17 protein-coding genes and 2 pseudogenes are annotated in these 22,033 nt (G+C 69.7%); 15 read left to right on the forward strand and 4 right to left on the reverse strand.

Features of this window, described 5'->3' with window-relative positions:
* Positions 1-22: 22 nt before the first annotated feature.
* From HUN07_RS13535 to HUN07_RS13560, 6 genes are all read left to right on the forward strand, one after another.
* Complete coding sequence (locus HUN07_RS13535) at positions 23-682, forward strand: response regulator (protein ID WP_174910242.1); 660 nt, start codon at positions 23-25, stop codon at positions 680-682.
* A 524-nt stretch (positions 683-1,206) separates the two neighbouring features.
* Complete coding sequence (locus HUN07_RS13540) at positions 1,207-2,580, forward strand: hypothetical protein (protein ID WP_174910244.1); 1,374 nt, start codon at positions 1,207-1,209, stop codon at positions 2,578-2,580.
* Positions 2,581-2,664: 84 nt separating this feature from the next.
* Positions 2,665-3,903, forward strand: a complete 1,239-nt coding sequence (locus tag HUN07_RS13545; RefSeq protein ID WP_174910246.1) for an AAA family ATPase — start codon at positions 2,665-2,667, stop codon at positions 3,901-3,903.
* Positions 3,900-5,138, forward strand: coding sequence for a vWA domain-containing protein (locus HUN07_RS13550; RefSeq protein ID WP_174910247.1), 1,239 nt, complete (start codon positions 3,900-3,902; stop codon positions 5,136-5,138). The genes HUN07_RS13545 and HUN07_RS13550 overlap by 4 nt, the downstream gene beginning before the upstream one ends.
* A 187-nt stretch (positions 5,139-5,325) precedes the next feature.
* A complete protein-coding gene (gene ftsW, locus HUN07_RS13555; protein ID WP_174910249.1) occupies positions 5,326-6,666 on the forward strand; it encodes a putative lipid II flippase FtsW in 1,341 nt (446 codons plus the stop codon).
* Positions 6,667-6,758: 92 nt separating this feature from the next.
* The gene (locus HUN07_RS13560; RefSeq protein WP_174910251.1) at positions 6,759-7,433 is read left to right on the forward strand and encodes a hypothetical protein; all 675 of its coding nucleotides are present in this window, start codon (positions 6,759-6,761) and stop codon (positions 7,431-7,433) included.
* Positions 7,434-7,489: 56 nt separating this feature from the next.
* Here the strand turns inward: HUN07_RS13560 and HUN07_RS13565 are convergent, their stop codons facing one another.
* Complete coding sequence (locus HUN07_RS13565; RefSeq protein WP_441346765.1) at positions 7,490-7,771, reverse strand: hypothetical protein; 282 nt, start codon at positions 7,769-7,771, stop codon at positions 7,490-7,492.
* Positions 7,772-7,994: 223 nt separating this feature from the next.
* Here HUN07_RS13565 and HUN07_RS13570 point away from each other — a divergent pair, with 223 nt between their 5' ends.
* Positions 7,995-8,228 (forward strand): hypothetical protein, encoded by a 234-nt coding sequence (locus HUN07_RS13570; protein ID WP_174910253.1) that lies wholly within the window; start codon positions 7,995-7,997, stop codon positions 8,226-8,228.
* 70 nt (positions 8,229-8,298) lie between these two features.
* A complete protein-coding gene (locus HUN07_RS13575) occupies positions 8,299-8,970 on the forward strand; it encodes a DNA alkylation repair protein (RefSeq protein ID WP_254622493.1) in 672 nt (223 codons plus the stop codon).
* A gap of 45 nt (positions 8,971-9,015) precedes the next feature.
* On the opposite strand, the gene HUN07_RS13580 is transcribed toward HUN07_RS13575, so the two are convergent.
* Entirely contained in the window at positions 9,016-10,839 is a 1,824-nt protein-coding gene (locus tag HUN07_RS13580) for a vWA domain-containing protein (RefSeq protein ID WP_254622494.1), read from the reverse strand.
* 534 nt (positions 10,840-11,373) lie between these two features.
* Between HUN07_RS13580 and HUN07_RS27445 the strand changes: the two are divergent.
* Positions 11,374-11,910: pseudogene (locus HUN07_RS27445) on the forward strand (hypothetical protein); the annotation flags it as partial.
* A gap of 41 nt (positions 11,911-11,951) precedes the next feature.
* Here the strand turns inward: HUN07_RS27445 and rox are convergent.
* A pseudogene (gene rox, locus HUN07_RS13585) lies at positions 11,952-13,376 on the reverse strand (rifampin monooxygenase); the annotation flags it as partial.
* Positions 13,377-13,655: 279 nt separating this feature from the next.
* Here rox and HUN07_RS13590 point away from each other — a divergent pair.
* Positions 13,656-14,276 carry a hypothetical protein gene (locus HUN07_RS13590; protein ID WP_254622495.1) on the forward strand — a complete coding sequence of 207 codons (621 nt, stop codon included), beginning with the start codon at positions 13,656-13,658 and terminating at the stop codon, positions 14,274-14,276.
* Between the two features lie 72 nt (positions 14,277-14,348).
* Here HUN07_RS13590 and HUN07_RS13595 read toward each other — a convergent pair whose 3' ends face one another.
* Positions 14,349-14,999, reverse strand: coding sequence for a hypothetical protein (locus HUN07_RS13595; RefSeq protein WP_174910256.1), 651 nt, complete (start codon positions 14,997-14,999; stop codon positions 14,349-14,351).
* A gap of 201 nt (positions 15,000-15,200) precedes the next feature.
* Between HUN07_RS13595 and HUN07_RS13600 the strand changes: the two genes are divergently transcribed.
* The 5 genes from HUN07_RS13600 (at position 15,201) to HUN07_RS13620 (ending at position 21,947) form a co-directional block, all read left to right on the forward strand.
* Positions 15,201-15,689, forward strand: coding sequence for an FxsA family protein (locus HUN07_RS13600; protein WP_174910258.1), 489 nt, complete (start codon positions 15,201-15,203; stop codon positions 15,687-15,689).
* A 12-nt stretch (positions 15,690-15,701) separates the two neighbouring features.
* Positions 15,702-17,315: an amidohydrolase gene (locus HUN07_RS13605; protein WP_174910260.1), complete on the forward strand. Its 1,614-nt coding sequence runs from the start codon at positions 15,702-15,704 to the stop codon at positions 17,313-17,315.
* Complete coding sequence (gene lnt, locus HUN07_RS13610) at positions 17,305-19,014, forward strand: apolipoprotein N-acyltransferase (RefSeq protein ID WP_174910262.1); 1,710 nt, start codon at positions 17,305-17,307, stop codon at positions 19,012-19,014. The genes HUN07_RS13605 and lnt overlap by 11 nt, the downstream gene beginning before the upstream one ends.
* Positions 18,941-19,723 (forward strand): polyprenol monophosphomannose synthase, encoded by a 783-nt coding sequence (locus HUN07_RS13615; RefSeq protein ID WP_114722460.1) that lies wholly within the window; start codon positions 18,941-18,943, stop codon positions 19,721-19,723. The genes lnt and HUN07_RS13615 overlap by 74 nt, the downstream gene beginning before the upstream one ends.
* 97 nt (positions 19,724-19,820) lie before the next feature.
* Positions 19,821-21,947 (forward strand): oxidoreductase, encoded by a 2,127-nt coding sequence (locus HUN07_RS13620; RefSeq protein ID WP_174910264.1) that lies wholly within the window; start codon positions 19,821-19,823, stop codon positions 21,945-21,947.
* Positions 21,948-22,033: the final 86 nt, after the last annotated feature.

Below are 22,033 nucleotides of genomic sequence, written 5' to 3' on the forward strand. Positions count from 1 at the left end.
CGACACCCACTAGATTCGTCGGGTGCCCATCTCCGTGCTGCTCGTCGACGACCAGGAACTCATGCGCATGGGCTTGACGATGGTCCTCGACGCCCACGACGACATCGTCGTGGTGGGGGAGGCTGCCGACGGGGCGGGAGCCATCCAGGCCGCCGCGGATCTGCGGCCGGACGTGGTGTTGATGGACGTGCGGATGCCCGTGGTCGACGGGGTGACCGCCACCGCGCGGATCCTGGGGTCCGGCGGTCCCAGCCGGGTGCTGGTCATGACCACGTTCGACCTCGACGAGCACGCCCTGAGCGCGCTGCGCGCCGGGGCCAGCGGATTCCTCCTCAAGGACACACCGCCCGAGGACCTCGTCTCGGCGATCCGCAGCGTCGCCGCCGGCGACGCCGTCGTCTCGCCGCGCGTCACCCGGCGGTTGATCTCCCGGTTCCTGAACGACGACATCACGCCGTCCCGCGACCCGGCGGTGCTCGACGTGCTCACCGACCGCGAACGCGAGGTGCTGTGCCTCGTCGCCGGAGGCCTGTCGAACTCCGAGATCGCCGACAAGCTCTACCTGTCCGAGGCCACGATCAAGTCCCACATCGGCCGCGTGTTCGCCAAGCTCGGAGTGCGCGATCGCGTCCAGGCCGTCGTCCTGTCCTACGAGACTGGGCTGGTGCGGCCGGGTATGTGACAACGGGCACGGACGTCCTCATGGATGTTGCTGGTGGCGTGGCAGAGGGTGGTTGCGGGGTAGATCAGTGGTGGTCCTCCGATGAGGCATTGGACGTTGTCGACGGAGGCTTGGATGCCGTCTGTCGCGAGGTCTGCTGCGGCTTGGCTGCGGACGGCGTTCTCGATGTCCTTGGGGGCGAGTGCCCCTGTGTCGGGCCGGGGGGGCAACTGGGCGGTCGGTGGGGGTTGAAAACTGGCGGCTCACCATCCCGGACCTCCATCTCGTAGATGGGTTGGTCGGGTTCCGAGTCGCCGCACGAGGTCAGGGCCAGGGGCAGCAGGAGCGCGGCGAGGCAGACCGGTCCGAGATCGTCAGTGACAGTGCGGCATTCGACAGTGGGAAGCTCCGGCCGACGCTAGCAACGACATCGCGAGCACCGTCGCACCGACGCCGCACTGGCCGAGATCGCCGCGCCGCGCTACGATTGCGCCGATGACGACTCACTCTGATCCAAGATTGGGGGCCCAATTCGCACACGGTGAGTGCTGATGCACCATCCGACCGCGAACGGGACCAATCCCCGACTTTCCTTCTGGCTGCGCGTGCGCGAGTTCGCCGTGCCGCCGTCCATGATCGAGACCGCAACCAACCGACGCCTCGCAGATGACTGGTCCGGGGCCTGTGCCGCAGCGGGTTTCGACGACGACATCGACCTGCGGGCACTGACCCGCAGGCATGGCCGGGACATCGCGACACAGGTCCTGGCCGACCTGCGACACCTGGCACCTGACCTGCTGCGCTGGCATCTGCCGCGGGTGGCACCCGACGGACTGTTGCGCCCCGGACTGACTGTCGCGCTGGCGCGATATGGTCAGCCGGAACGCCGAAACAGTTGCAGCGAGCCCGGTTCGGTACAACTGGTGGCCCGCACCGCGCCTTCCTGGGCGGATGCCGGACAGCGGATCGTACTGACCCTGTGGGACAGCACGGGCTCCACCCACCACCCCCATCCCCGCCCCAACCGGCGGTACCGACTCGACCTCCATCGGTACCTGTGGGACGTGCGATGGGTCGGTGATCTACGAATTCGCTGCGGGACAGGGATATCACCGGCCCTCGCCGCGGCCGATCCCGCCCTGGCCGAGTCGGTACCGGAGGGCTGCGCCGTGGACCGCTGGGCGGCTGAAGCCGGAATCCTGCTCCGCGCGGACGGCCAGCGGGACGGACCCGTGCGGGTGCGGTGCGGGGGTCGGTACGACGTGGTGGTGGAGCCGATCGGCGGCGGCGCCGATCCCGCCGCGGTGCGGCTCGTGGACGACTACCCGCGAGGTCGGCTCGCCGCGCTCCCGGTGCTGCCCGATGCCGCGACCTGGGTGCTGCCCGATGTCGAGCTCCTTCGGTCGGGAGCGATCACCGCCGACCGGTTGCACCCGCTGGTTGCCGCCGCGCTGGAGCCGGGCTGGTCTCCGCCGGCTCCGTCCCGGACGCCGAATCGGGAGAACCGGATCAACTTGGTGGACTGCCGCGGTGAACGACACCGGATCGGACTGGCCGACGGTGCACTGACCGCACTCGATCACGACCCCGCCGAGGTCCGACGCGAGGAACTGCTCGTCGCACTGGGTGGCACCCCACTACCGTGCCTGCAGGCCATCGACCAGGCCCATCGCCGTCCGGACTGCCTGCCCGGCGTTCGTGAACGTCTGGAGCACGGAGACGCCGCCGGGGCGCTGGCCGTCGTCGAAGGACTGCTCGGCCCCGACGCAGTCCTTCGCGACGGCCCCCTGTTGGACGAACTCCGGGCGTCCGCGGATCGCCGGAGCACGTACGACAGGTTTCGCACCGAACCGGTGGAGACGCCGCCCGTATCGCGATCGCGGCGCTCCAGGCGGTCGCGGCGCGCCCGCTCACGCTGAGCCCTCCCTTCACATCCCCGAAATCCGCTGTCCCGCAATGCGGCCGGATGGCCGCCGTCTGCGACTCCCTCGACAACACAGGTGATGCACATGTCTTCCACGCTCCTTCCGAACCGGTCCGGGACCGAACTCGACAGTGCCGCAGCACTGTCGGCGATGCTCGGCGCGGTCACCACCGAACCCCGTCCCGACGACCAACTCGAGGCCCTCACCCTGGCCGTGTCCGCGGACCTGCCGGTACTGCTGTGGGGTGAACCGGGAATCGGCAAGACCGCCGCCCTGACCCAGCTCGCCGAGGCCGTGGACCTTCCGCTGACCACCGTCATCGCGAGCGTCCACGAGCCGTCGGACTTCTCGGGTCTGCCCGTCCTCGGGGACGACCCGGCAACACACGGTGTCCCGATGGCCCCGCCCGACTGGGCCGTCCGGCTCGTGCAGGCCGGGCGGGGGCTGCTGTTCCTGGACGAACTGTCGACGGCACCGCCCGCCGTGCAGGCAGCCCTGCTCCGGCTCGTCCTGGAAAGACGAATCGGGGCACTGCAACTCCCGCCCGGTGTCCGCATCGTGGCCGCCGCCAACCCACCGTCCTCGGCGGCGGACGGCTGGGAACTGAGCCCACCGTTGGCGAACCGCTTCGTGCACCTGCACTGGACCCACGACCACGAGGTGGTCGTCCGGGGCCTGGGCGGAACCTGGCCGCGCGCGACGTTGCCCCGTCTCGACCCGGCCAAGTTCTCCGACGCGGTGACCTTCGCCCGCCGCGCGGTCTGCGAGCTCCTCACCGCTCGCCCCGCTCTCGTGCATCAACTCCCGAACAGTCAGACCCGCCGCGGCGGCGCCTGGCCGTCCCCGCGGAGCTGGGACATGACCGTGCGGCTGATCGCCTTCGCCACCGCCGCCTCGTCGTCGACGGACGTGCTGTCCCTGCTGGTCCGGGGCAGCGTCGGCGACGGGCCCGGTTTCGAGCTGCTGGCCGCCATCGACCGCATGGACCTCCCGGACCCCGAGAGTCTGCTCGCCGATCCGACGGCCGCCGACCTCCCCGATCGCGGCGATCTGCGCCAGGCCGTGCTCGACGCGGTGGTCGCCGCAGTCCGCCGACGGCCGGAGAAATCCCGCTGGGACGCAGCGTGGATGCTCCTGGTCGCCGCGGTGCAGACCGGGCCACCGGACCTCGTGGTCGTCCCGGCGACCACACTGGCCGCCCTGCGCCGGGAGGACTGGGAGGTGCCGGCGGAGATCGACCAGCTCGCCGGGGTCGTGTCGGTGTCTCTGGCGGCGGACCGCGCCGCCGACCGCGCCTCGGCGCAGGCCCGTCGATGACGGCGGCGCAGGCGCTCGATCCGGACAAGATCTACGCCGCCCGGCTGCACGCCGCGCGCGCCCGGCCTTACCTGGCGACCGCCCTGTATGCGCTGCACATCGTCGCGTCGCCCCGGGTGCCGACAATGGGTGTGGACCGGCACTGGCGCTGCTACGCCTCGCCCGTCTTCGTCGCCCAGCGGCCGGCGGAGGAGCTGGCCTCGCACCTGGTCCACGGGGTGTCGCATCTGCTGCGCGATCACCACGGCCGCAGCGACCGCTACGCCCGCGCACACGACCTGACCGGTCGCGCGGAGCGGCTACGGATGAACCTGGCCGCCGACGCAGAGATCAACGACGACGCGTTCGGCGACGGATTGCTGATACCCGACGATGCCGTTCTGCCGTCGACCCTGGACTTGCCCGGCGGGCAGCTCATGGAGGACTACCTGCGCCAGTTCCGCCTCGGTCCCCGCACCGACGGTCTGACGTGGCTCGACTGCGGCAGCGGAGCCGACGGGCTGTGTCGGGAGTGGGAACTCGGTCCAGACGGGGCGAACGGGCTCAGCGACCAGCAGCGGGACGCTGTCCGATTCCGGGTGGCACACAGCATCGTCGGTCAGCCCGGAAATGCGCCCCGCGGATGGCAGCGGTGGGCGGAGGAAGCACTGCACCCGACACAGCCGTGGCGAGCCCTGCTGGGCGCGGCGATCCGCACGGCCACCTCGTCCTCCGGCACCGGAGAGAACTACACCTACCGTCGCCCGGCGCGGCGCTCCGCCGCCGTGCCCGGCGCGGTGCTGCCGAGCTTGCGGCGCACCCCACCCCGGGTGAGCGTGATCGTCGACACGTCGGGATCGGTCAGCGACGCCGACCTGGGCAGCGCACTGCTCGAGGTGGCCGCCATCACGCGGGCCGTGGGCGGGCGTCGCGACCTGGTCACGGTGCTGTCGTGTGACGCGGCGGCCCGGGTCGTGCACCCGCTGTGCCGGGCTGAGGACATTCCGCTGTTCGGCGGCGGTGGCACGGATCTGCGCGCCGGATTCACCAGAGCGCTACGCAGTCGGCCCCGCCCCGACGTGGTGGTCGTCCTCACCGACGGCCAGACCCCTTGGCCGAGCAGCCGACCAGGGTGTCGAACGGTGGTCGGTCTGTTCCCTCCGGCGGGTCCTCGAGGCCGGCCGGACCTCGACTCCGTTCCGGACCGGCCACCGGGATGGGCGCATGTGGTGGAGATCGGCACACCACGGGCCTGAGTGGCTCTGTGGTGCGTGTGACCCATGGGACCATGGTGGCGTGAGAGCACAGTCGGAGAGGGATCTGGCAGGGGACCGAGCCCGGACCCGCTCGGGAGGCGGGCATCCCGAGTCGTCCCGCAACGCGGAGACGGGACGATTGTCGCGCGGCGGCAGGGCGACAGGGTCGCCGCGGACTCGATTCAGGGTGTGGTCCGAGCGGCCGCTGTTCGACTTCCATGTGATCCTGAGCGTGACGGCGTTGCTCGTGACCGTCGGTCTGACGATGGTGTTGTCGTCGTCCAGCGTCGAGTCCTTCGTCTCGTCCGGCTCGCCGTATGCGCGATTCATCCCGCAGGCCATCTACGCCGCGATCGGTTTCGTCGCCTTCGTCGCCATCGTTCGGGTGAGCACCCGGACGATCCGCGCGCTGGCCCCGTGGTTGCTCGGGATCGCCGGTGTCCTCCTGGTCCTCGTGCTCATCCCCGGCATCGGTGTCGAGCAGATGGGTGCCCGCAGCTGGTTCGTGGTCGGCGGAATCTCGTTCCAGCCATCGGAGTTCGCGAAGGTCGCGCTGGCCATCTGGTGCGCGCATCTGCTCGCGACATACGTGTCGGCCGGTGTCGACGTCAACAAGGCACTCAAACCGCTGGCCCTGGTGAGCGTTCTCGTCATGGCGCTGGTCGTCCTCCAGCGCGACCTCGGCACGATGATCACCATCGGCATCATCTTGATGGCCATGCTCTGGTTCGGTGGATTCCGCACCAGCACCGTCGCCGCGATCACGATCTCCGGCGGCGTGGCGTCCCTTGTCCTCGGCCTGACCGCGGGATACCGGTCCGATCGGATCAAGGCGTTCATGAATCCGACCATGGACCCACAGGGCTTGAACTACCAGACCATCCAGGCCAAGTACGCCCTCGCGAGTGGCGGAGTGTTCGGCAAGGGGCTCGGCCAGTCGGACGCGAAGTGGAGCTACCTACCGCAGTCGCACAACGACTTCATCTTCGCGGTCATCGGGGAAGAACTCGGCTTCCTCGGAGCGTTCCTGATCATCGTGCTCTTCGCGATCGTGCTCCTGATCGGGATGCGTATCTCGCAGCGCTCGAGCGACCCGTTCCTGCGGATCCTCGCGGCCGCATCGACGACATGGATCGTGCTACAGGCCTTCATCAACATCGCCTACGTCGTCGGTCTGGTGCCGGTCACCGGTCTCCAGCTCCCGCTCATCTCCGCGGGCGGGACCTCGATGATCACCACGATGATGATGTTCGGTTTCATCGCGCACGCCGCGCTGCGCGAACCGGAAGCACTCGTCTCCCTGAACGGCGGCGGTAGCCGCTGGATGCGAACCGTGTTCGGTCGCCCCGTCGAACCGCCGAAGGCGCGGCCCGCTCGACGTGCCCGCGCCCCACGGACGCCCACCGACTCCGGCCGGACCACACGCCGGCCGTCCCAGGCACAGGCCCAGTCCGGGGCCCGGGCGCGGGACCGTGCCGACGACCAGCGACCCCGCGAACGATCGACGGCCCGCCGATCACGCAGGTAGAACCGCAACCGGATACCCCGACGTGCTGTTCGGGATCGGGAACTCGGTCCGCCTACGATCCGCGGAGGTCGGTACCCACGCAGGAGGTTGCTGTGATCAAGGTGAACCAGGTCGTCTCGCTCGCAGAGGCGGCGAAACTACGCGACGTCGATCTCGTGGGGATCTGCCTGGGCGATCCGGGGACGACCGACACGCGGGTGGTCGACGCGGGCACGTTCGTAGCCCTGCAGGAGACGGTCGGTCCTCGAACGTCGCTGTACGTCGACGCGTCGGCGGGCTACGCCCCGGACAGCGTCGTCGATGCCGTCGATTCGCTGCGGCCCACCTACTTCGAGTTCACTGCGGTGGATTCGGCCAAGATCTCGAAAGTCGACGAGCAACTGGATCTGTTGCAGCGGCTGACGGTGCCGAAGATCGCGAACGGCTTCTTCATCCTGAAGGACGACGTGTCCCTGATCGACGGTCTCGAGCATCTGGACCGGCTCGTCGACGCGGGCGTCGCCTACTTCCAGCTGGAGATCAACTCCTTGGTCGATGCCGGGTTCCGGATCTCGGCGTCGAACCGCAAACGGATGGTCACGATGTTCGCCCGATACCCGTGCATCGTCAGCGACGTCTGTGCCGCGGCTCCGGTGCCCCCGGAATTCGGTCATGCCGGGGTCTACTTCAATCTGGGGAACGGTCGGGTGCCCAGCTACGACTTCTCGGACAGGCAGAGCACTCTTCCGGGTGTCATCCGGGCACTCCGCTCGAGGTCGGGCGGCTGACCCGAAGGGCATCCGATCCGGTCCCGCCACATCGACCCATCGACATACGGCGGCCGTTACCGGGGCCAGGCTCCGTCAGCGGTGAAGGCTGGTTTGGCGAAGCGTTCCCCGATGAGGCGGTGGGTGGCGGCATCCGGGTGGAGTTGATCGGGCAGCGGCAGCTCCGCGTAGTCGGCGTCACCGTAGAGCTCGCACCCATCGAGGTAGTGCAGATGGGGGTCGTCCTCGGACCGCTGCGCAACGATGCGAACCAACTCGCTCCGAATGGCGCCGAGTGTCAGCTTCCCGGCCGCCCGTTCGGCGACACCAGCTTGGAGTTGAGCGGAGGGTTCAGTCACAGCGCTCCCGACTCTCAGGAGTCCTGGTCACGAATCCTGGACGCCCTGGACTCCCTGCTGGCCAACTGGCCCACGAACGACTCGGCTCGCTGATCTCGGGGGTGCCCCGCCGTCGGGAACGCGGTCGGTTGTGAACCGTGTTGACGGCATGTCCCGGCCGGCGGATCGGAAGTTCAGGGTGTTCCCCGATGCGTCCGCCTGCTGTGGGCGCGATGATCGGGCGATGAACATTGCCGGGTGGTGGACGCAGCTGAGCGGTGAGACGCGGGACTGGTTGGTCGAGCACAACGGGGAGCCGCTGACGCCGTCGGTCAGATCCGAAGTGGTCGCCGTGAACGACGGCGACCTCGATCCGAGCTGGTGGTCGGGGGAGTCCGTCGACGGGCAGTCGGAGCTGACCGATGAGGCAATCGACTGGATCGAGGCGCGGGCGAACGACGAAGTCCCCGGACCCTGACGATCGCCGACCACCGGATCGCGACTTCCGTCGTAGGTTGAACCTCGCACATGACGGACAGGAGGCTGAGGTGGCAGAGACGACGGTGGCCGAGGTGATGGCCGAGCTGGCCGCGCTCGAGGACCCGAAGATCCGCAAGGTGAACGAGAAGCACGGTGACGATCACGGGGTGAACCTCGGCAAACTACGCGCGCTCGCCAAGCGGCTGAAGAAGCAGCAGGAACTCGCGCGCCGGCTCTGGGGGACCGATGACACCGCGGCGAGGTTGCTGGCGATCCTGATCTGCCGCCCGAAGGCCTTCGAGCGTGACGAGTTGGACGTCATGCTCCGCGAGGCGCGCACCCCCAAGGTGCACGACTGGCTCGTGAACTATGTCGTCGAGAAGAATCCGCACGCCGAGGAGCTACGCGCGACCTGGTCGGCCGACCCCGATCCAGTGGTCGCGAGTGCCGGCTGGGCGCTGACCACCGAACGCGTGGCGAAGAAGCCGGAGGGCCTGGACCTCGCCGGACTGCTCGACGTCATCGAGGCGGAGATGAAGGACGCCCCGGACCGCCTGCAGTGGGCAATGAACCACTGTCTCGCTCAGATCGGGATCGAGCACGCCGAGTACCGCGACCGCGCCATCGACATCGGCGAGCGCCTGCGGGTGCTCGAGGACTACCCGACGCCGCCGTACTGCACATCTCCGTTCGCGCCAATCTGGATCACCGAGATGGTGCGGCGTCAGGGCGCGAAGTAGCTGGGCCCGACCGTGATCGGGCCCAGCTCGCGTTCGCCGTGCGAACTACCTTCGGCGTGATCGCACAGCGAGCCAGCCGCCGATACCGCCGACGGCGACCACAGCGGCAGCGACCGCGATCCAGACTCCGGAGAATGCGAGTCCGCTGGTCGTCGAATCCGAGTCGGCCGCGGCTGCCTCTGCCGCGGCATCGCCGTCCGCGGTGGCTTCCTCGGCGACCGTGCCACCGGCCGACGCGCCGGTGGCGGCCGAGCCCTCCCCGAAGATCCCGTCCGTGATCGCGGTCGAGTACGACGGGCCGGTCTCGGTGTCCCCACTGACGGTCAGGTCGAGTCGAATCGGCACCGGAAGGCCTGCGTCGCCGGACGGCGTCGAACCCACTTTCACCGCGATGTAGTACCAGCCCGGCACAGCCTCCTTGCGGATGGCGAGGTCCTCGGATGTGCGATTGCCGTATCGGATCGGCACCGTCGCGAACGCTGAGTCATTCGCCGGCAGTACGTACTCGGTGCCGGTGTAGGACCCGAAGTCCGAGTCGATCTCCTCGCGGGTGGGGGAGTACATGGTGGTCCGGACATTGGAGACGTTCTCCACACCGCGGCCACCGTTCGCGTCGTAGTGCACGCGGTACGCCAGCCCCTGGCCCCAGTCCAGCTTCACCCGGTAGAACACGAACTCGCCCGGCTGGAGAGTGTCGGTGTACCGGCCGCTGCCGTCGAGTTCGGTCGCGACGTTGAAGGATCCGCCTCCGGCCGCCGGGGTGCCCGATCCGACGGGTTCGACGAACGTGGTCGGCGACCCTACCGCCGCTGGGTCGGAGTCGGTTGCGGCGGGCTCGATCCCGACGAGCAGTTCGATCGGCAGCCGTTCCGGCGCCCCCTTGGAGGTCTTGTCCCAGCTGAGCGCGAAGTAGTAGCGCCCACCACCTCGGCACTTGTCGGCACCGGTGCCGTCGCCCGCGCGCTTCTCGGTCGCGCCGTCGAACGTCTCGGTAACCGTCAGCGCCGCACCGTCACTGGAGTAGACGAGCTGTTCGAATTCGTACTTGTTGCAGTCGCGGCCGTCCTCGCCGTACACGCGCATGCTCAGGACGTTCGTGTCCTCGACTCCTGGGATGCCGGGTACGCGGGGATACGACATGGTTCCGCTGACGTAGGCGGTGGCACCGTCCGGGATATCGACGGCGTAGTAGCGCGATTCCTTCTGCCCGAGGGTGTCCAGGTACTGGCCCGGTTCCGCGAGCGGCGCGGTCTCGTAGGTGGGCGCGCCAGTGATCGACGTGCCGGCGGCCTTGTAGTTGCGCAGTGCTGCGGCAGTGACCCGTGGCAAGGTCCGCTCCAGCGCCGGCCCGTCCGCGACATCGGTGTAGGTGCCGCCGGTGGCCTGTGCCATGCATGTCAGCTGAGCACGGGCCTTGTCATCGACTCCGAAGCCGATCGCGTGCATCACCAGATCGACACCCTGTGTCTTCAACTCCCTGGCGACCTCGCATGGTTCGGGCGGCGCACAGGTGTCCTCGCCGTCGGAAACCAGCACGATCGAACGCGGACCCGAGTTCGGCAGTTCCGCGGCGGCCTGGCGCAATGCGTTACCCATCGGCGTCCAACCGCTCGCTGCGATACCGTCGACCGCACTGTTCAGAGCGGCCCTGTCGAGAGTCTCCGGCTGGTGCAACACTCGGACGTCACGACAGCCGGCAGCCCTCTCGGCGTCATCACTTCCCGTGCCGGTGCCGTACACCGTCAGTCCCACCTTCGAATCTGTGGGCGCGCCGTCGACGAAGGCGTGGACGGCGTTCTTGGCGGCATCCATCATCGTGCCCGCCGGATCGGGCCGCTGCATGGAGCCGGACGCATCCAGAACGAGCATGGTCGGCGCGTATTGCGGGGCGGATTCCCCGCTCTCCTGCGCCTGAGCGGGCACTCCCGCCAAGGTCAGGCCGACAAGCCCGGCCGCAAGCCCCGCAGTAAAAGTGGTCAGTCGAACTGCAATCCTCGGCATTGTCCCCCGCCTGATTTGTGACCTCTGCTTCGATTTCGGTGCCCGACACTACAGAACCTTCGACATTGCTGACGGCCGTTGTCGCAGAACCGGTCCGACGTCGCGCCGTCCACCGCAGTCCGTTCCGGAACCCGCTCACACTCCCGACGTGGGCTCCGCTCACAGGATGCGAACGGCTTACGGCCTGAGGCGTAGACGCCCGAATCGCAGAATGAATCCATTCTGGAGAATGCTCGGGACGTTCGTGGCAGTCTGCACATCCCGGCGAGCTGCACGGCTCCGAATGTGATTGTGTGAGCACAGTTCAGGTCGTACGTCCGGTAACGAAGGGAGACGGTTCGCGATATGTCCAGAGCGCGGCGACGTCTCGGTTCCCGCGGTCTCGGATCCAGGGGAGTGATCATGAGCGGACATTTGATTCGTCGCGGCGGTGCAGCGGCGCTCGCAGCAGTCGGACTCAGCACTGCGGTGGCGGCCGGCGGAGGCGCAGTCGCGAACGCCCAGCCTGCCCCGCCCACGTCGACGACCATGACGTGCGGAAGCGCGAATCCTCTCTTTTGGGCCCCGGCGTTCACGTGGACCATCAATGCCGCGTCGGGAGAGTCGCTCCGTCCCGGTGGGGCCGCGCTGGAGCCGTCGATCCTGCTCAGCGGCGGCAACGAACTGCCCGCGCCTCCCGCCGGCCTGCTGCCGAGCTTCGGCGTCAACTGGTACGGCACACGGGTGTTGGTCGACTGGCACAACACCACGACCGGAGAGTCCGGCCGCAGCGTCAGCGACGAGGCCGCCTGGCAGCAGAATCCCGGAATCCCGGTCAACCGAACCTGGACCGGGACTGGGACGGTGGACTTCACCGTCACCGTCGAGACCGGCGCGGGATGGCGGTTCATCAATCCGCAGAACGCCGTCTGCCAGGGAACGATCTCAGTGGTACCGGGCGGCCGTAAAGGCCCGGGCGATGGTCGTGACCCCGATGTCTCTCCCGCGGCGGCGCCGAACCACGTGGGCAGCTGACTGACCAGATCCTGCTGATCCTCACCGACCCACGCGACGTGGCCGTCCGGCCGCAGCAGTGCGGCGGGCACGTCCAGTTCCTCGCTGACGTCGACGACGTGGTCGATCCGATCCGCCCATCCCGACACCGAGAGCCGGCCGGTCTGGTCCAGCAGCAGTCCACGATCGGCGTGCATCTGCCCGTAGAGGTGCCCCCGCTCGAGCCTGACGTCCCGCAGCCGCCGGCCGAGCAGTTCGTGCCCCGCGCCGAAGTCGTAGCGGATCCCGATGGCGGTGATCTTCTCGATCAGGTACCGGTTCACGTCCTCGAAGTCCATCAGTTCCGCCACCAGCCGGCGCACTGCCTGGGCGCCGGGCTCGAGGGACATCAGCTCCATCAGCACGCGGGTGGTGTCCAGCACGTCGGCGGCCACCGGGTGCCGTTCGGTGTGATAGCTGTCCAGAAGCCCCTCCGGCGCCCAGCCCCCCACCTCGGCAGCCAGTTTCCAGCCCAGGTTGAACGCGTCCTGGATGCCCAGGTTGAGTCCCTGCCCGCCGCTCGGTGGGTGGATGTGCGCCGCGTCGCCGGCCAGCAACACCCGTCCGGTCCGGTAGCGCTCGGCCAGCCGGGTCGCGTCGCCGAAGCGGGACAGCCAACGCGGTGAGTGCACACCGAAGTCGGTGCCGGCGATGGCGCGCAGTTGCTGCTTCAGCTCATCCAGGGTGGGCGGGACCGTGCGGTCCTCGGCCACTCCCGCCGCGGGCACGATGACGCAGTACACCCCGTCCCCGAGGGGCATGGCGCCGAACCGCAACTGGGTCTTGCGGACCTCGGCCATCACGGCGTCGAGGGTCTCGGTCGATGCCGTCAGAGCTACCTCCCCGAGCAGCGTCTCCACCCGGCTCGGCTCGCCGGGAAAGTCGATGCCGAGCAGTTTGCGCACCGTGCTGCGGCCGCCGTCGCAGCCGACGAGGTAGTTCGAATGCAACCGGGTGCCGTCGGCCAGCAGGGCGGTCACCCCGTGGTCGTCCTGATTCAGCCCTACCAGTTCGCAGCCGCGCCGGATCTCGACTCCGAGTTCGGCGGCATGCTCGGCCAGGAGACGGTCGGTTACAGGCTGCGGGATGCCGAGGACGTATGGGTGCGCGGTGTCGAGCCGTTCGGGTTGCGGCTTGGGGATGCCGGCGAAGAAGCCGCCGACCGGGTGCCGCCGTCCGTGCGCGAGGAACCGGTCGAGGAGATCACGCTGGTCCAGCACCTCGATGCTGCGCGCGTGCAGGCCGAGGGAGCGGACCACTTCGGTGGGCGTCGTCTCCTTCTCCAGTACGAGCACGTGCACCCCGTGCAGCCGCAACTCGGCGGCGAGCATCAGGCCGGTCGGTCCGCCGCCGGCAACGATCACGTCGATCATCGGAACCCCGTTCGAGAAGGTTGCATTTCGGCCAGCTGCTCCGCGTGGGCCGGAGGTGCGCACACCGGCACCGCGTGTCACTGATTTCCGCAGGTTCTGGCCTCGGCCGGAGATTCTGCAGCACTACCGGGGTCTTGCCGCAAGGCCCCGGGTGCGCGGTATGTCGAGAGTGGCGAGGAGCGGGTAATCCCCTCGTCTCCGTCTTTCATGGAGCGATGCATCCGTTCGATCCGCACGGCACGACGCCTTGTGCTCGCACCCGCGGCTAGGGTGGCGGGCATGATGGGGGAGAGGCGCTGGGGAGCGTCGTTGTTGCCGGCGGCCGTGGCGATCGGTGCCCTGCTCGGGTGCACAGTGAACGACGAACAGCCAACGGCCGCTGACAGGTTCACCCCTGCCGAGGGTGGCCGCGCCCTTCACCTGCCGGACGTCGGCGCGGCGGATGACTCGTGGCTGGAGCTGGGGGTGTCGTGGACCGGCCGGGTGTCGTTGCCGCAGAACGGATTCACGGCCTGCCACCACTACACGGACCCGCTGGCGGGCGGCGAGAGCTGGGGGTACGAGGTGACCACCAGCGACTTCACCGACTACGACGGTGGCGGCGAGTCGCCGGGCCAGGACTTCTCGATCCAGGCGAGTCTGAACATCCTGTTCGGGGACGGCGACGAGCGGACGAACGCGGTGTCGATCGCCTTCTCCGGCCCGGACGGCGAGCACTACCGACTCGGCGGCACCACCAGCGAGGGCCTGCGGGTCGCGGCCGGCGAGGACCACACGGCCCTGACGTTCACGATCAACGGCCTGGCCACCAGTATCGATCGCGATCCGGTCTGGACCGCGGCCGCCGGATCGATTCGGTGCGACTCGATCGAGGAGATCGCGAACGGTCGCACCTCGTGAGATCGGCTTCACCGATCGTGAAGGGTCTCCGACGGCGACCGCCGGAGACCCTTCACGATCGATCCGTCCGGGCTACGCCGTGAACTGTCCGACGGTGCCGAGTGCGGTGCAGGTGGTGCCGGAGTCGTACTTCACCTGACCGAACAGCGCCGCGAGGACCGTGCCCTCGCCGGTCTTCACCGTCTTCGACAGCGTCGGCACGTTCAGGAGCGTGTCGTCGAGCGGCACGACCCCACCCTCGAGCGTCGTCACGTTGAACCACGCCACCTGCAGACCCGATTCCTTGGGAATGGCCAGATGTGCCGGCACCGCCTGGAAGCGCAGGTTGCCGCGCTCGATCCACGGCGGCAGCGGGAAGTTCGGCCCGGCCTGCGCGCTCGCGACGGTCACCGTCATCGGATTGCCCGCGGCCCCGCATCCGAACGTGGGCGCCGGGAACATGAAGTCCTTCGCCGTGGTGGCGCCGACCTCCTGGCCGGTCGCGCCTTCGATGAGTTCGGTGACCCCGGGCGTGCCGAGCAGGCCGCCGAGGAAATCGGATGCCTGGGGAGCGTTCTTGGTGAACTGCTCGAGCAGGCCCTGCAGCGGCGGGGGCGCGGGTGCCGCCGGGGCCGCGGTCGCGACGCCCGAGAACACGACCGCACCGGCGGCCGCACCCGCGACCGCGACGGACAGGCGGGTCAACAATCGGCGTGTGGTGCTGCGGCCGAAGCGACGAGACATGTGAACTCCTCCCTGGGGATCGGCCCTCCCAGCCGATCGATACCGGTACTCGACCACGCGAGAAGTCTCTACGTCAACTTTAGGGTTAGACCGTTACGGGATCGAATCCGGGCGCGTGGGAGCATTTCGGTACCCCCGATCGTTGAGCAGACAGAGCATCCCGCCACACACCCGGCGGGCGACCCACCGAGAGGATCCACCATGATCGCGCCCCTGTTCCTCCTCTACGCCCTGGTGGAGGTCGGTGTCCTGATCTGGGTCGGCAGCACGATCGGCGTGCTGTGGACGGTGCTGTTGCTGATCGCCGGATCCGCGGTGGGCATGGTGCTGGTCAGGTCGCAGTGGCGCGTGGTGATGGACGGTTTCCGCCGGGCGACCCGCGGCGAGGCATCCCCGACCGGCGCGGTCGCCGACGGCGCGATGGTCGCCGCCGGTTCGGTGCTGATGTTCGTGCCGGGACTGGTGACGTCGGTCCTCGGCCTGCTGATGCTGCTGCCGCCGACGCGGTGGGCGCTGCGACCGGCGGCGGTCCTGCTGGCGGGCAAGCGGGCCAACGTGACACTGGCGGGCGTCGAGTTCGCGTCCCGCGCCCGGGGAGGCCGCGGAAGTGGTGGGGGAACGGTGATCGACGGCGAAGTCGTCGACGTGTACCCCGACACCCCGACCCAGGGGCCCCGCGCGCTGCCGTAACAGGCAGACTGGATGCCCGTGAGTACCCAACTGTTGGTCGACGGCCGCATCTACAGTCCCAGCGCCCCCGACGCGACCGCGATGGCGGTCACCGACGGCATCGTCGTCTGGATCGGCGAGGACCGTCCGGGCCGCGCCCTGCATCCCGACGCGGAAGTGATCGAACTCGACGGCGCCTTCGTCACCCCCGGATTCGTCGACACCCACGTCCACGTCACCGCCCTCGGTCTGCAGCTGACGGGCCTCGATCTCGGCGGGGCCCGCAGCAAGGCCGAATGCCTCGACCTGGTGCGCCGGTTCGCGCAGACGCACGACGGCGCGGTGATCTGGGGACACGGCTGGGACGACAGCCGCTGGGCCGACGCCGCGCCCACGACCGCCGAACTCGACGCCGCCGCCTTGGGCCGGTCGGTGTACCTCACCCGGATCGACGCGCACTCCGCGCTGTGTTCGACCGCGTTGCGCGCCGCGGTGCCCGACCTCGCGTCGGCCGGCGGCTTCACCCCCGACGGCGCCGTCAGCGGCGAAGCGCACCACCTGGTCCGCGCCCGGGCCCGCACCCTGCTCACCGCGGCGCAGCGGGTAGCCGCGCGCGTCGCGGCGCTCGACCACTCCGCGGCGCAGGGCGTCGTCGCCGTCCACGAGTGCGGCGGCCCCGACGTCGGTGGTCTCGACGACTTCCGGGAACTGCTCGCGCTGTCGCACGGGGTGGAGGTGCGCGGCTACTGGGGCGAGGCGGTCGATTCCCCCGAGGCCGCGGCCGACCTGCTCGCTCGCACCGGCGCGCACGCGCTCGGCGGCGACCTGTTCATCGACGGCGCGCTGGGTTCCCACACCGCGGCCCTGCTCGAGCCGTACCACGACTGCGCGGGCCACACGACGAACCCGCGGGGCAACAGCTATCTCGACGTCGACGCGGTGGCCGCGCACGTCCGGGCCTGCACGCTCGCCGGCATCCAGGCCGGCTTCCACGTGATCGGGGACGGTGCCGTCGCCACCGCGGTCGCGGCGTTCGAGAACGTCGCCACCGAACTGGGCGGGCCCGCGCTCGCCGCCCGCGGACATCGCCTCGAGCACCTCGAGATGGTCACCCCCGAGCAGGCGGCCCTGTTGGGTGGGTGGGGTGTGATCGCCAGCATGCAGCCGATGTTCGACGCCCTCTGGGGCGGCGCCGACGGCATGTACGCGCAGCGGCTCGGCGCCGAGCGCGCGCTGCGGATGAACCCGTTCGCGCCCATCGCCTCGACCGGGATGTCGCTGGCGTTCGGCTCGGATGCCCCGGTGACCCCTGTCGATCCGTGGGCGATGCTCCGGGCCGCGGTCCACCACCGCACGCCGGGCAGCGGGGTGTCGCCACGCGCGGCCTTCTCCGCGGCGACGCGGGGCGCGTGGCGGGCCGGCGGCGTCCGCGACGGCATGGCCGGCACGCTCACCCCGGGCGCGCCGGCGTCGTACGTGGTGTGGGACGCCGACGAACTCGTCGTCTCGGCGCCCAAGGACTCGGTGCAGCGCTGGTCGACCGATCCGCGTTCGCGTGTGCCGGCGCTGCCGCGGCTCGAGGACGGCGCACGCACCCCCGTGTGCGTGCGCTCGGTGCACCGCGGGGTCACCGTCCATGGGGCGTGACCGGAGCGCCCTGACCGCGACACTGCGCGACTGCGTGCTCGCGGTCGTGTCCGGCCTGCTGCTGTTCGCGAGCTTTCCGCCGCGCCCACTGTGGTTCCTGGCCCCGGTCGGAGTCGCGCTGCTGGTGGCGGTCCTCACCGGCTACGGCCGCGGGGGGCGCACACTGCGCGCCGGATTCGGCTACGGCTACCTCGCCGGGCTCGGGTTCCTGGTGCCGTTGCTGCCGTGGATCGGCGAGTACGTGGGACCGCTGCCCTGGCTGGCGCTGTCCGCCGCGGAGTCGGTGTTCATCGGGCTGTTCGGGCTCGGGACCGTGCTCGTCCACCGGCTGCGCGCGCCGGTGTGGGTGGTCGCACTGGCGGTCGCGGCGGTGTGGAGTCTCACCGAATGGCTGCGCTCGTCGGTGCCGTTCGGCGGATTCCCGTGGGGCAAGCTCGCGTTCGGTCAGCCCGACGGCTGGCTGCTGCCCCTGGCCGCGCTCGGCGGGGCGCCGCTGCTCAGTTTCGGCGTCGCGCTCACCGGCACCGGCCTCGCGGCGGTGGGACTCGTGGCCGCCCGCAACCGCAGCCCCCGGGCATTCGCGGGACCGCTCGTGGTCGCCGTGTCCGCGTCGGCGGTCGCCCTCGCGGCCGTGCCGTACGTGCACGCGGACAGCGACAGGGACCGCACCGTCACCGTGGCCGCGATCCAGGGCAGCGTGCCCCGGCTCGGCCTGGAGTTCAACGCGCAGCGCCGGGCGGTCCTCGACAACCATGTCCGCCGCACCTTCCAACTCGCCGACGACGTCGCCGCCGGCCGCGCGTCGCAGCCCGACCTGGTGATCTGGCCCGAGAACGCGTCGGACATCGACCCGCTCCGCAACGCGGACGCCGCCGAGGAGATCACCGCCGCGTCGGCGGCGGTCGGCGCCCCGATCCTGGTCGGAGCCGTCCTCGTCAACGCCGACGGCACCACCACCAACTCCGTGATCGTCTGGGACGGCGCGCAGGGGCCCGGCGAGCGGCACGACAAGCGGATCATCCAACCGTTCGGGGAGTACCTGCCGTACCGGGACTTCTTCCGGCTGTTCTCGTCGTACGCCGACCAGGCCGGCAATTTCGTCCCCGGTCACGGCAACGGCGTCGTCACCGCCGACGCCATCGAGGTCGGTGTCGCGACCTGCTACGAGGTCGCGTTCGACCGGGCACTCACCGAATCGGTCCGCAACGGCGCGGAGCTGATCGCGGTGCCGACCAACAACGCCACGTTCGGCGACACCGAGATGACCTACCAGCAGTTGGCGATGTCCCGGGTGCGCGCCGTCGAGCACCGGCGCGACGTGGTGGTCGCCGCGACCAGCGGGGTCAGCGCGATCATCGCGGCGGACGGTTCGGTGGGGCAGGAATCGGACCTTTTCGTGCCCGCGGCCCTGGTGTCGGAGGTCTCACTACGTACCGGTACTACGCTGGCAACTCGGCTCGGCCCGATTCCGGAGGTTCTCCTGTGTCTCGGTGCCGCCGCCGCCCTCGTGTTCGCTGCCGTGCGCAGCCGGCGGGGCGACGGATCGGCCGGCAAGACGACGCAGACCGACTGCGACGTACAGGACACACAGAAGGCACCGGCCTCGGCCGGCAGGGAGGATCTCGATGTCAGCGGGGACGCCGAACGGGGGCAACGCGCGACCGAGCGCACGGACCCTGGTGATCATTCCGACGTATAACGAACGCGAGAACCTGCCGCTGATCGTCGGCCGGCTGCACGCTGCGCTGCCGGCCACCGACGTCCTCGTCGTCGACGACGGCAGCCCGGACGGCACCGGCGGTCTCGCCGACGAGCTCGCCGCGGCCGACGACGCCCGCCGCATCCACGTGATGCACCGCACCGAGAAGAACGGCCTCGGTGCCGCGTACATCGCCGGCTTCCGATGGGGCCTGGAGCGCGACTACACGGTGCTGGTCGAGATGGACGCCGACGGCAGTCACGCGCCCGAGCAGTTGCACCGGCTGCTCGACCAGGTGGACGCGGGCGCCGACCTCGTGCTCGGGTCGCGGTACGTGCCCGGCGGGACCGTCGTGAACTGGCCCAAGCACCGCGAATGGCTCTCCCGCGGCGGCAACATCTACTCCCGCCTTGCGCTCGGGGTGCGGATCCAGGACATCACCGGTGGCTACCGCGCGTACCGGCGCGAGGTGCTCGAGGCGCTGGATCTGGCGGCCGTCGAATCGCACGGCTACTGCTTCCAGGTCGATCTCGCGTGGCGGGCGATCAACCAGGGATTCACCGTAACCGAGGTGCCGATCACGTTCACCGAGCGGGAGATCGGCGAGTCGAAGATGAGCGGCAACATCGTCCGGGAGGCGCTGCTCAAGGTCACCCGATGGGGGCTGGCCAAGCGTGCCGGCCAGGTGAAGGCACTGCTCGGGCGGTAGCGCGGGCGCGAGCGTGGGGCCGGCGGGGGAGCCCCACCGAGTCCCGCTGAGCGGGAAGCCGTCACAAGAGGTTGCCGTCGCGAAATACCTTCTGCTCGTGACGATCCGAAACCAGACGTTCCCGCACCTGCTCGCTCCCGGCACGATCGGGCCCATCACGTTGGAGAACCGGGTCGTTCTCCCCGCCATGGACATGAACCTCTGCGAGGACGGCGAGATCCACCAGGGCGACATCGACCACTTCGCCGCCCGCGCCGAGGGCGGTACCGGTCTGATCATCACGGGTTGCTGCGCCGTCGCGTACCCGGCGGGCTGCACCAGCCGCAAGGAGCCGGGCCTGTCCGAGGACCGGTTCATCCCCGGCCTGAAGGCGCTCGCCGACGCGGTCCACGAGGCGGGCAGCAAGCTGTGCGTGCAGATGACGCACCACGGCAAGGTCGCCCGGATCGACACCCTCGACGGCCGCCCGCAGCTGGTGCCGTCCATTCCGAAGCCGCCCGGTGACATGAGCGCGATGGCCGACTGCACCCCCGCGGAACTCGGGAAGATGGCCGCCATCCAGGAGGGCAAGAAGGCCACCTACCACGAGGCCACCCAGGACGATCTCGACTGGCTGGTCCGCATGTTCGCGGAGGCTGCGGGCCGCGTGAAGGCCGCCGGCGGCGACGCGGTCGAGATCCACTGCGCCCACAACTATGTGCTCGGCGGCTTCCTGAGCCGCTACTCGAACCAGCGCACCGACGAGTACGGCGGATCGCTGGAGAATCGGGCACGGCTGTCGTGCGAGGTGATCCGCGCGGTCAAGGCCGAGGTCGGCGACAGCCTCGCGGTCATCGTCCGTCTGGCGGGGCAGGAGTACGGCGAGTCCGAGGGCCTGACCCCCGAGGAGGCCGCGGGCGCGGCCGCCATGTTCGAGAAGGCCGGCGCGGACGCCATCCACGTCACGGGCACCGCACTGAACGCATTCGCGAACTTCACCGACGGCCCGCTGCCCGACAAGGTCGGCTACTACACCGACAACGCCGCGCTCGTGAAGCGTGGGGTGTCGATCCCGGTCATCACCGTCGGTCGCATGCTGCCCGAGGTCGGCGAGCAGATGATCTCCGAGGGCCGGACCGACTTCGTCGCCATGGGCCGCCAGCTGCTGGCCGATCCCGGCCTGGTCAACAAGCTCGAGGCCGGCCGCAGCGAGCAGGTCCGTCCATGCATCAACTGCTACGTGTGCGTGCAGGAGAACTTCTGGGACGACACCCCGCTGTGCGCGGTGAACCCGGCACTCGGCAACGAGACGCTGCTGCCGTTCCCGGCGAGCACGACCCGCAAGCATGTCGTGGTGGTCGGTGCCGGTCCGGGTGGACTGGAGACCGCCCGGGTCGCCACCGAGCGTGGTCACCGTGTCACGCTGCTGGACAAGACCGACCGCCTCGGCGGAACGCTGTGGTTCTCCACCCTCACCACCCCCGACAACGAACGCCTGCTGAACTGGCTCAGCAACGAGGTCCGGCGTCTGGGCGTCGACGTCCGGCTGAACACCGACGCCACGGCCGCGACCATCAAGGCCCTCGCGCCCGACGCCGTCGTGGTCGCGACCGGTGCGGTGCGCGCGCGGCCGAGCGTCCCCGGCGGCAACCTGCCGCACGTGCACACCGGTGACAGCCTGCGTGGCCTGATGACCGGCACCGGCGACGTCTCCGACCAATCGCTGTTCCTGCGGGTCGCGGGCAGGCTCGGTGGGCTCGTCGGCATCACCAAGAGCCCCGAGAAGATCCGCGTCCTGAGCCGCAAGTTCCTCAAGTTCCTGCCGATGAGCAAGAACGTCGTCGTCATCGGCGGGTCGCTCGTCGGTCTCGAGCTCGCGGAGTTCCTCGCCGAGCGTGGCAGCCGGGTGACGCTGATCGAGGAGGGCCAGCAGCTGGGCATCCCGATGGCGATGCCGCGCCGCTGGACCGCGATCAAGCACGCCAAGGAGCTGGGCGTGAACATCCAGCGCAACGCGACGGTCGAGCGCATCACCAAGAAGTCGGTCGAGTTCACGGTCGGGGGCAAGACGCTGTCCGTGCCGGCGACCATGGTCGTGGTGGCGTCGGGGGTCTCGGCGGCGGCGCCGCTGGCCGATGTGCTGGCCCGCGACGGCGTCGACGTCCGCGTCGTCGGTGACGCCGGCGAGGTCGACTACATCGAGGGCGCGATGCACTCGGCGTGGAAGGTCGCCACCGCCATCTGATCCCGATTCTTCGTCTCGACCCGAGCCCACCCGCGCCCTCGCCGCGCGGGTGGGATATCACGTTTTGGGACTAGCATGGTGTAACA

The organism is Rhodococcus sp. W8901 (assembly GCF_013348805.1).
In the GTDB taxonomy this organism is placed as follows: Bacteria; Actinomycetota; Actinomycetes; order Mycobacteriales; family Mycobacteriaceae; genus Prescottella.

Bases quoted from the DNA above. Each gene is read 5' to 3' on its own strand.
- HUN07_RS13545 (WP_174910246.1), top strand. From the start codon at position 2,665: ATGCACATGTCTTCCACGCTCCTTCCGAACCGGTCCGGGACCGAACTC.
- HUN07_RS13550 (WP_174910247.1), top strand. From the start codon at position 3,900: ATGACGGCGGCGCAGGCGCTCGATCCGGACAAGATCTACGCCGCCCGG.
- HUN07_RS13570 (WP_174910253.1), top strand. From the start codon at position 7,995: ATGAACATTGCCGGGTGGTGGACGCAGCTGAGCGGTGAGACGCGGGAC.
- HUN07_RS13580 (WP_254622494.1), bottom strand. From the start codon at position 10,839: ATGCTCGTTCTGGATGCGTCCGGCTCCATGCAGCGGCCCGATCCGGCG.
- HUN07_RS13590 (WP_254622495.1), top strand. From the start codon at position 13,656: ATGATGGGGGAGAGGCGCTGGGGAGCGTCGTTGTTGCCGGCGGCCGTG.
- HUN07_RS13595 (WP_174910256.1), bottom strand. From the start codon at position 14,999: ATGTCTCGTCGCTTCGGCCGCAGCACCACACGCCGATTGTTGACCCGC.
- HUN07_RS13600 (WP_174910258.1), top strand. From the start codon at position 15,201: ATGATCGCGCCCCTGTTCCTCCTCTACGCCCTGGTGGAGGTCGGTGTC.
- HUN07_RS13605 (WP_174910260.1), top strand. From the start codon at position 15,702: ATGCCCGTGAGTACCCAACTGTTGGTCGACGGCCGCATCTACAGTCCC.
- lnt (WP_174910262.1), top strand. From the start codon at position 17,305: ATGGGGCGTGACCGGAGCGCCCTGACCGCGACACTGCGCGACTGCGTG.
- HUN07_RS13615 (WP_114722460.1), top strand. From the start codon at position 18,941: ATGTCAGCGGGGACGCCGAACGGGGGCAACGCGCGACCGAGCGCACGG.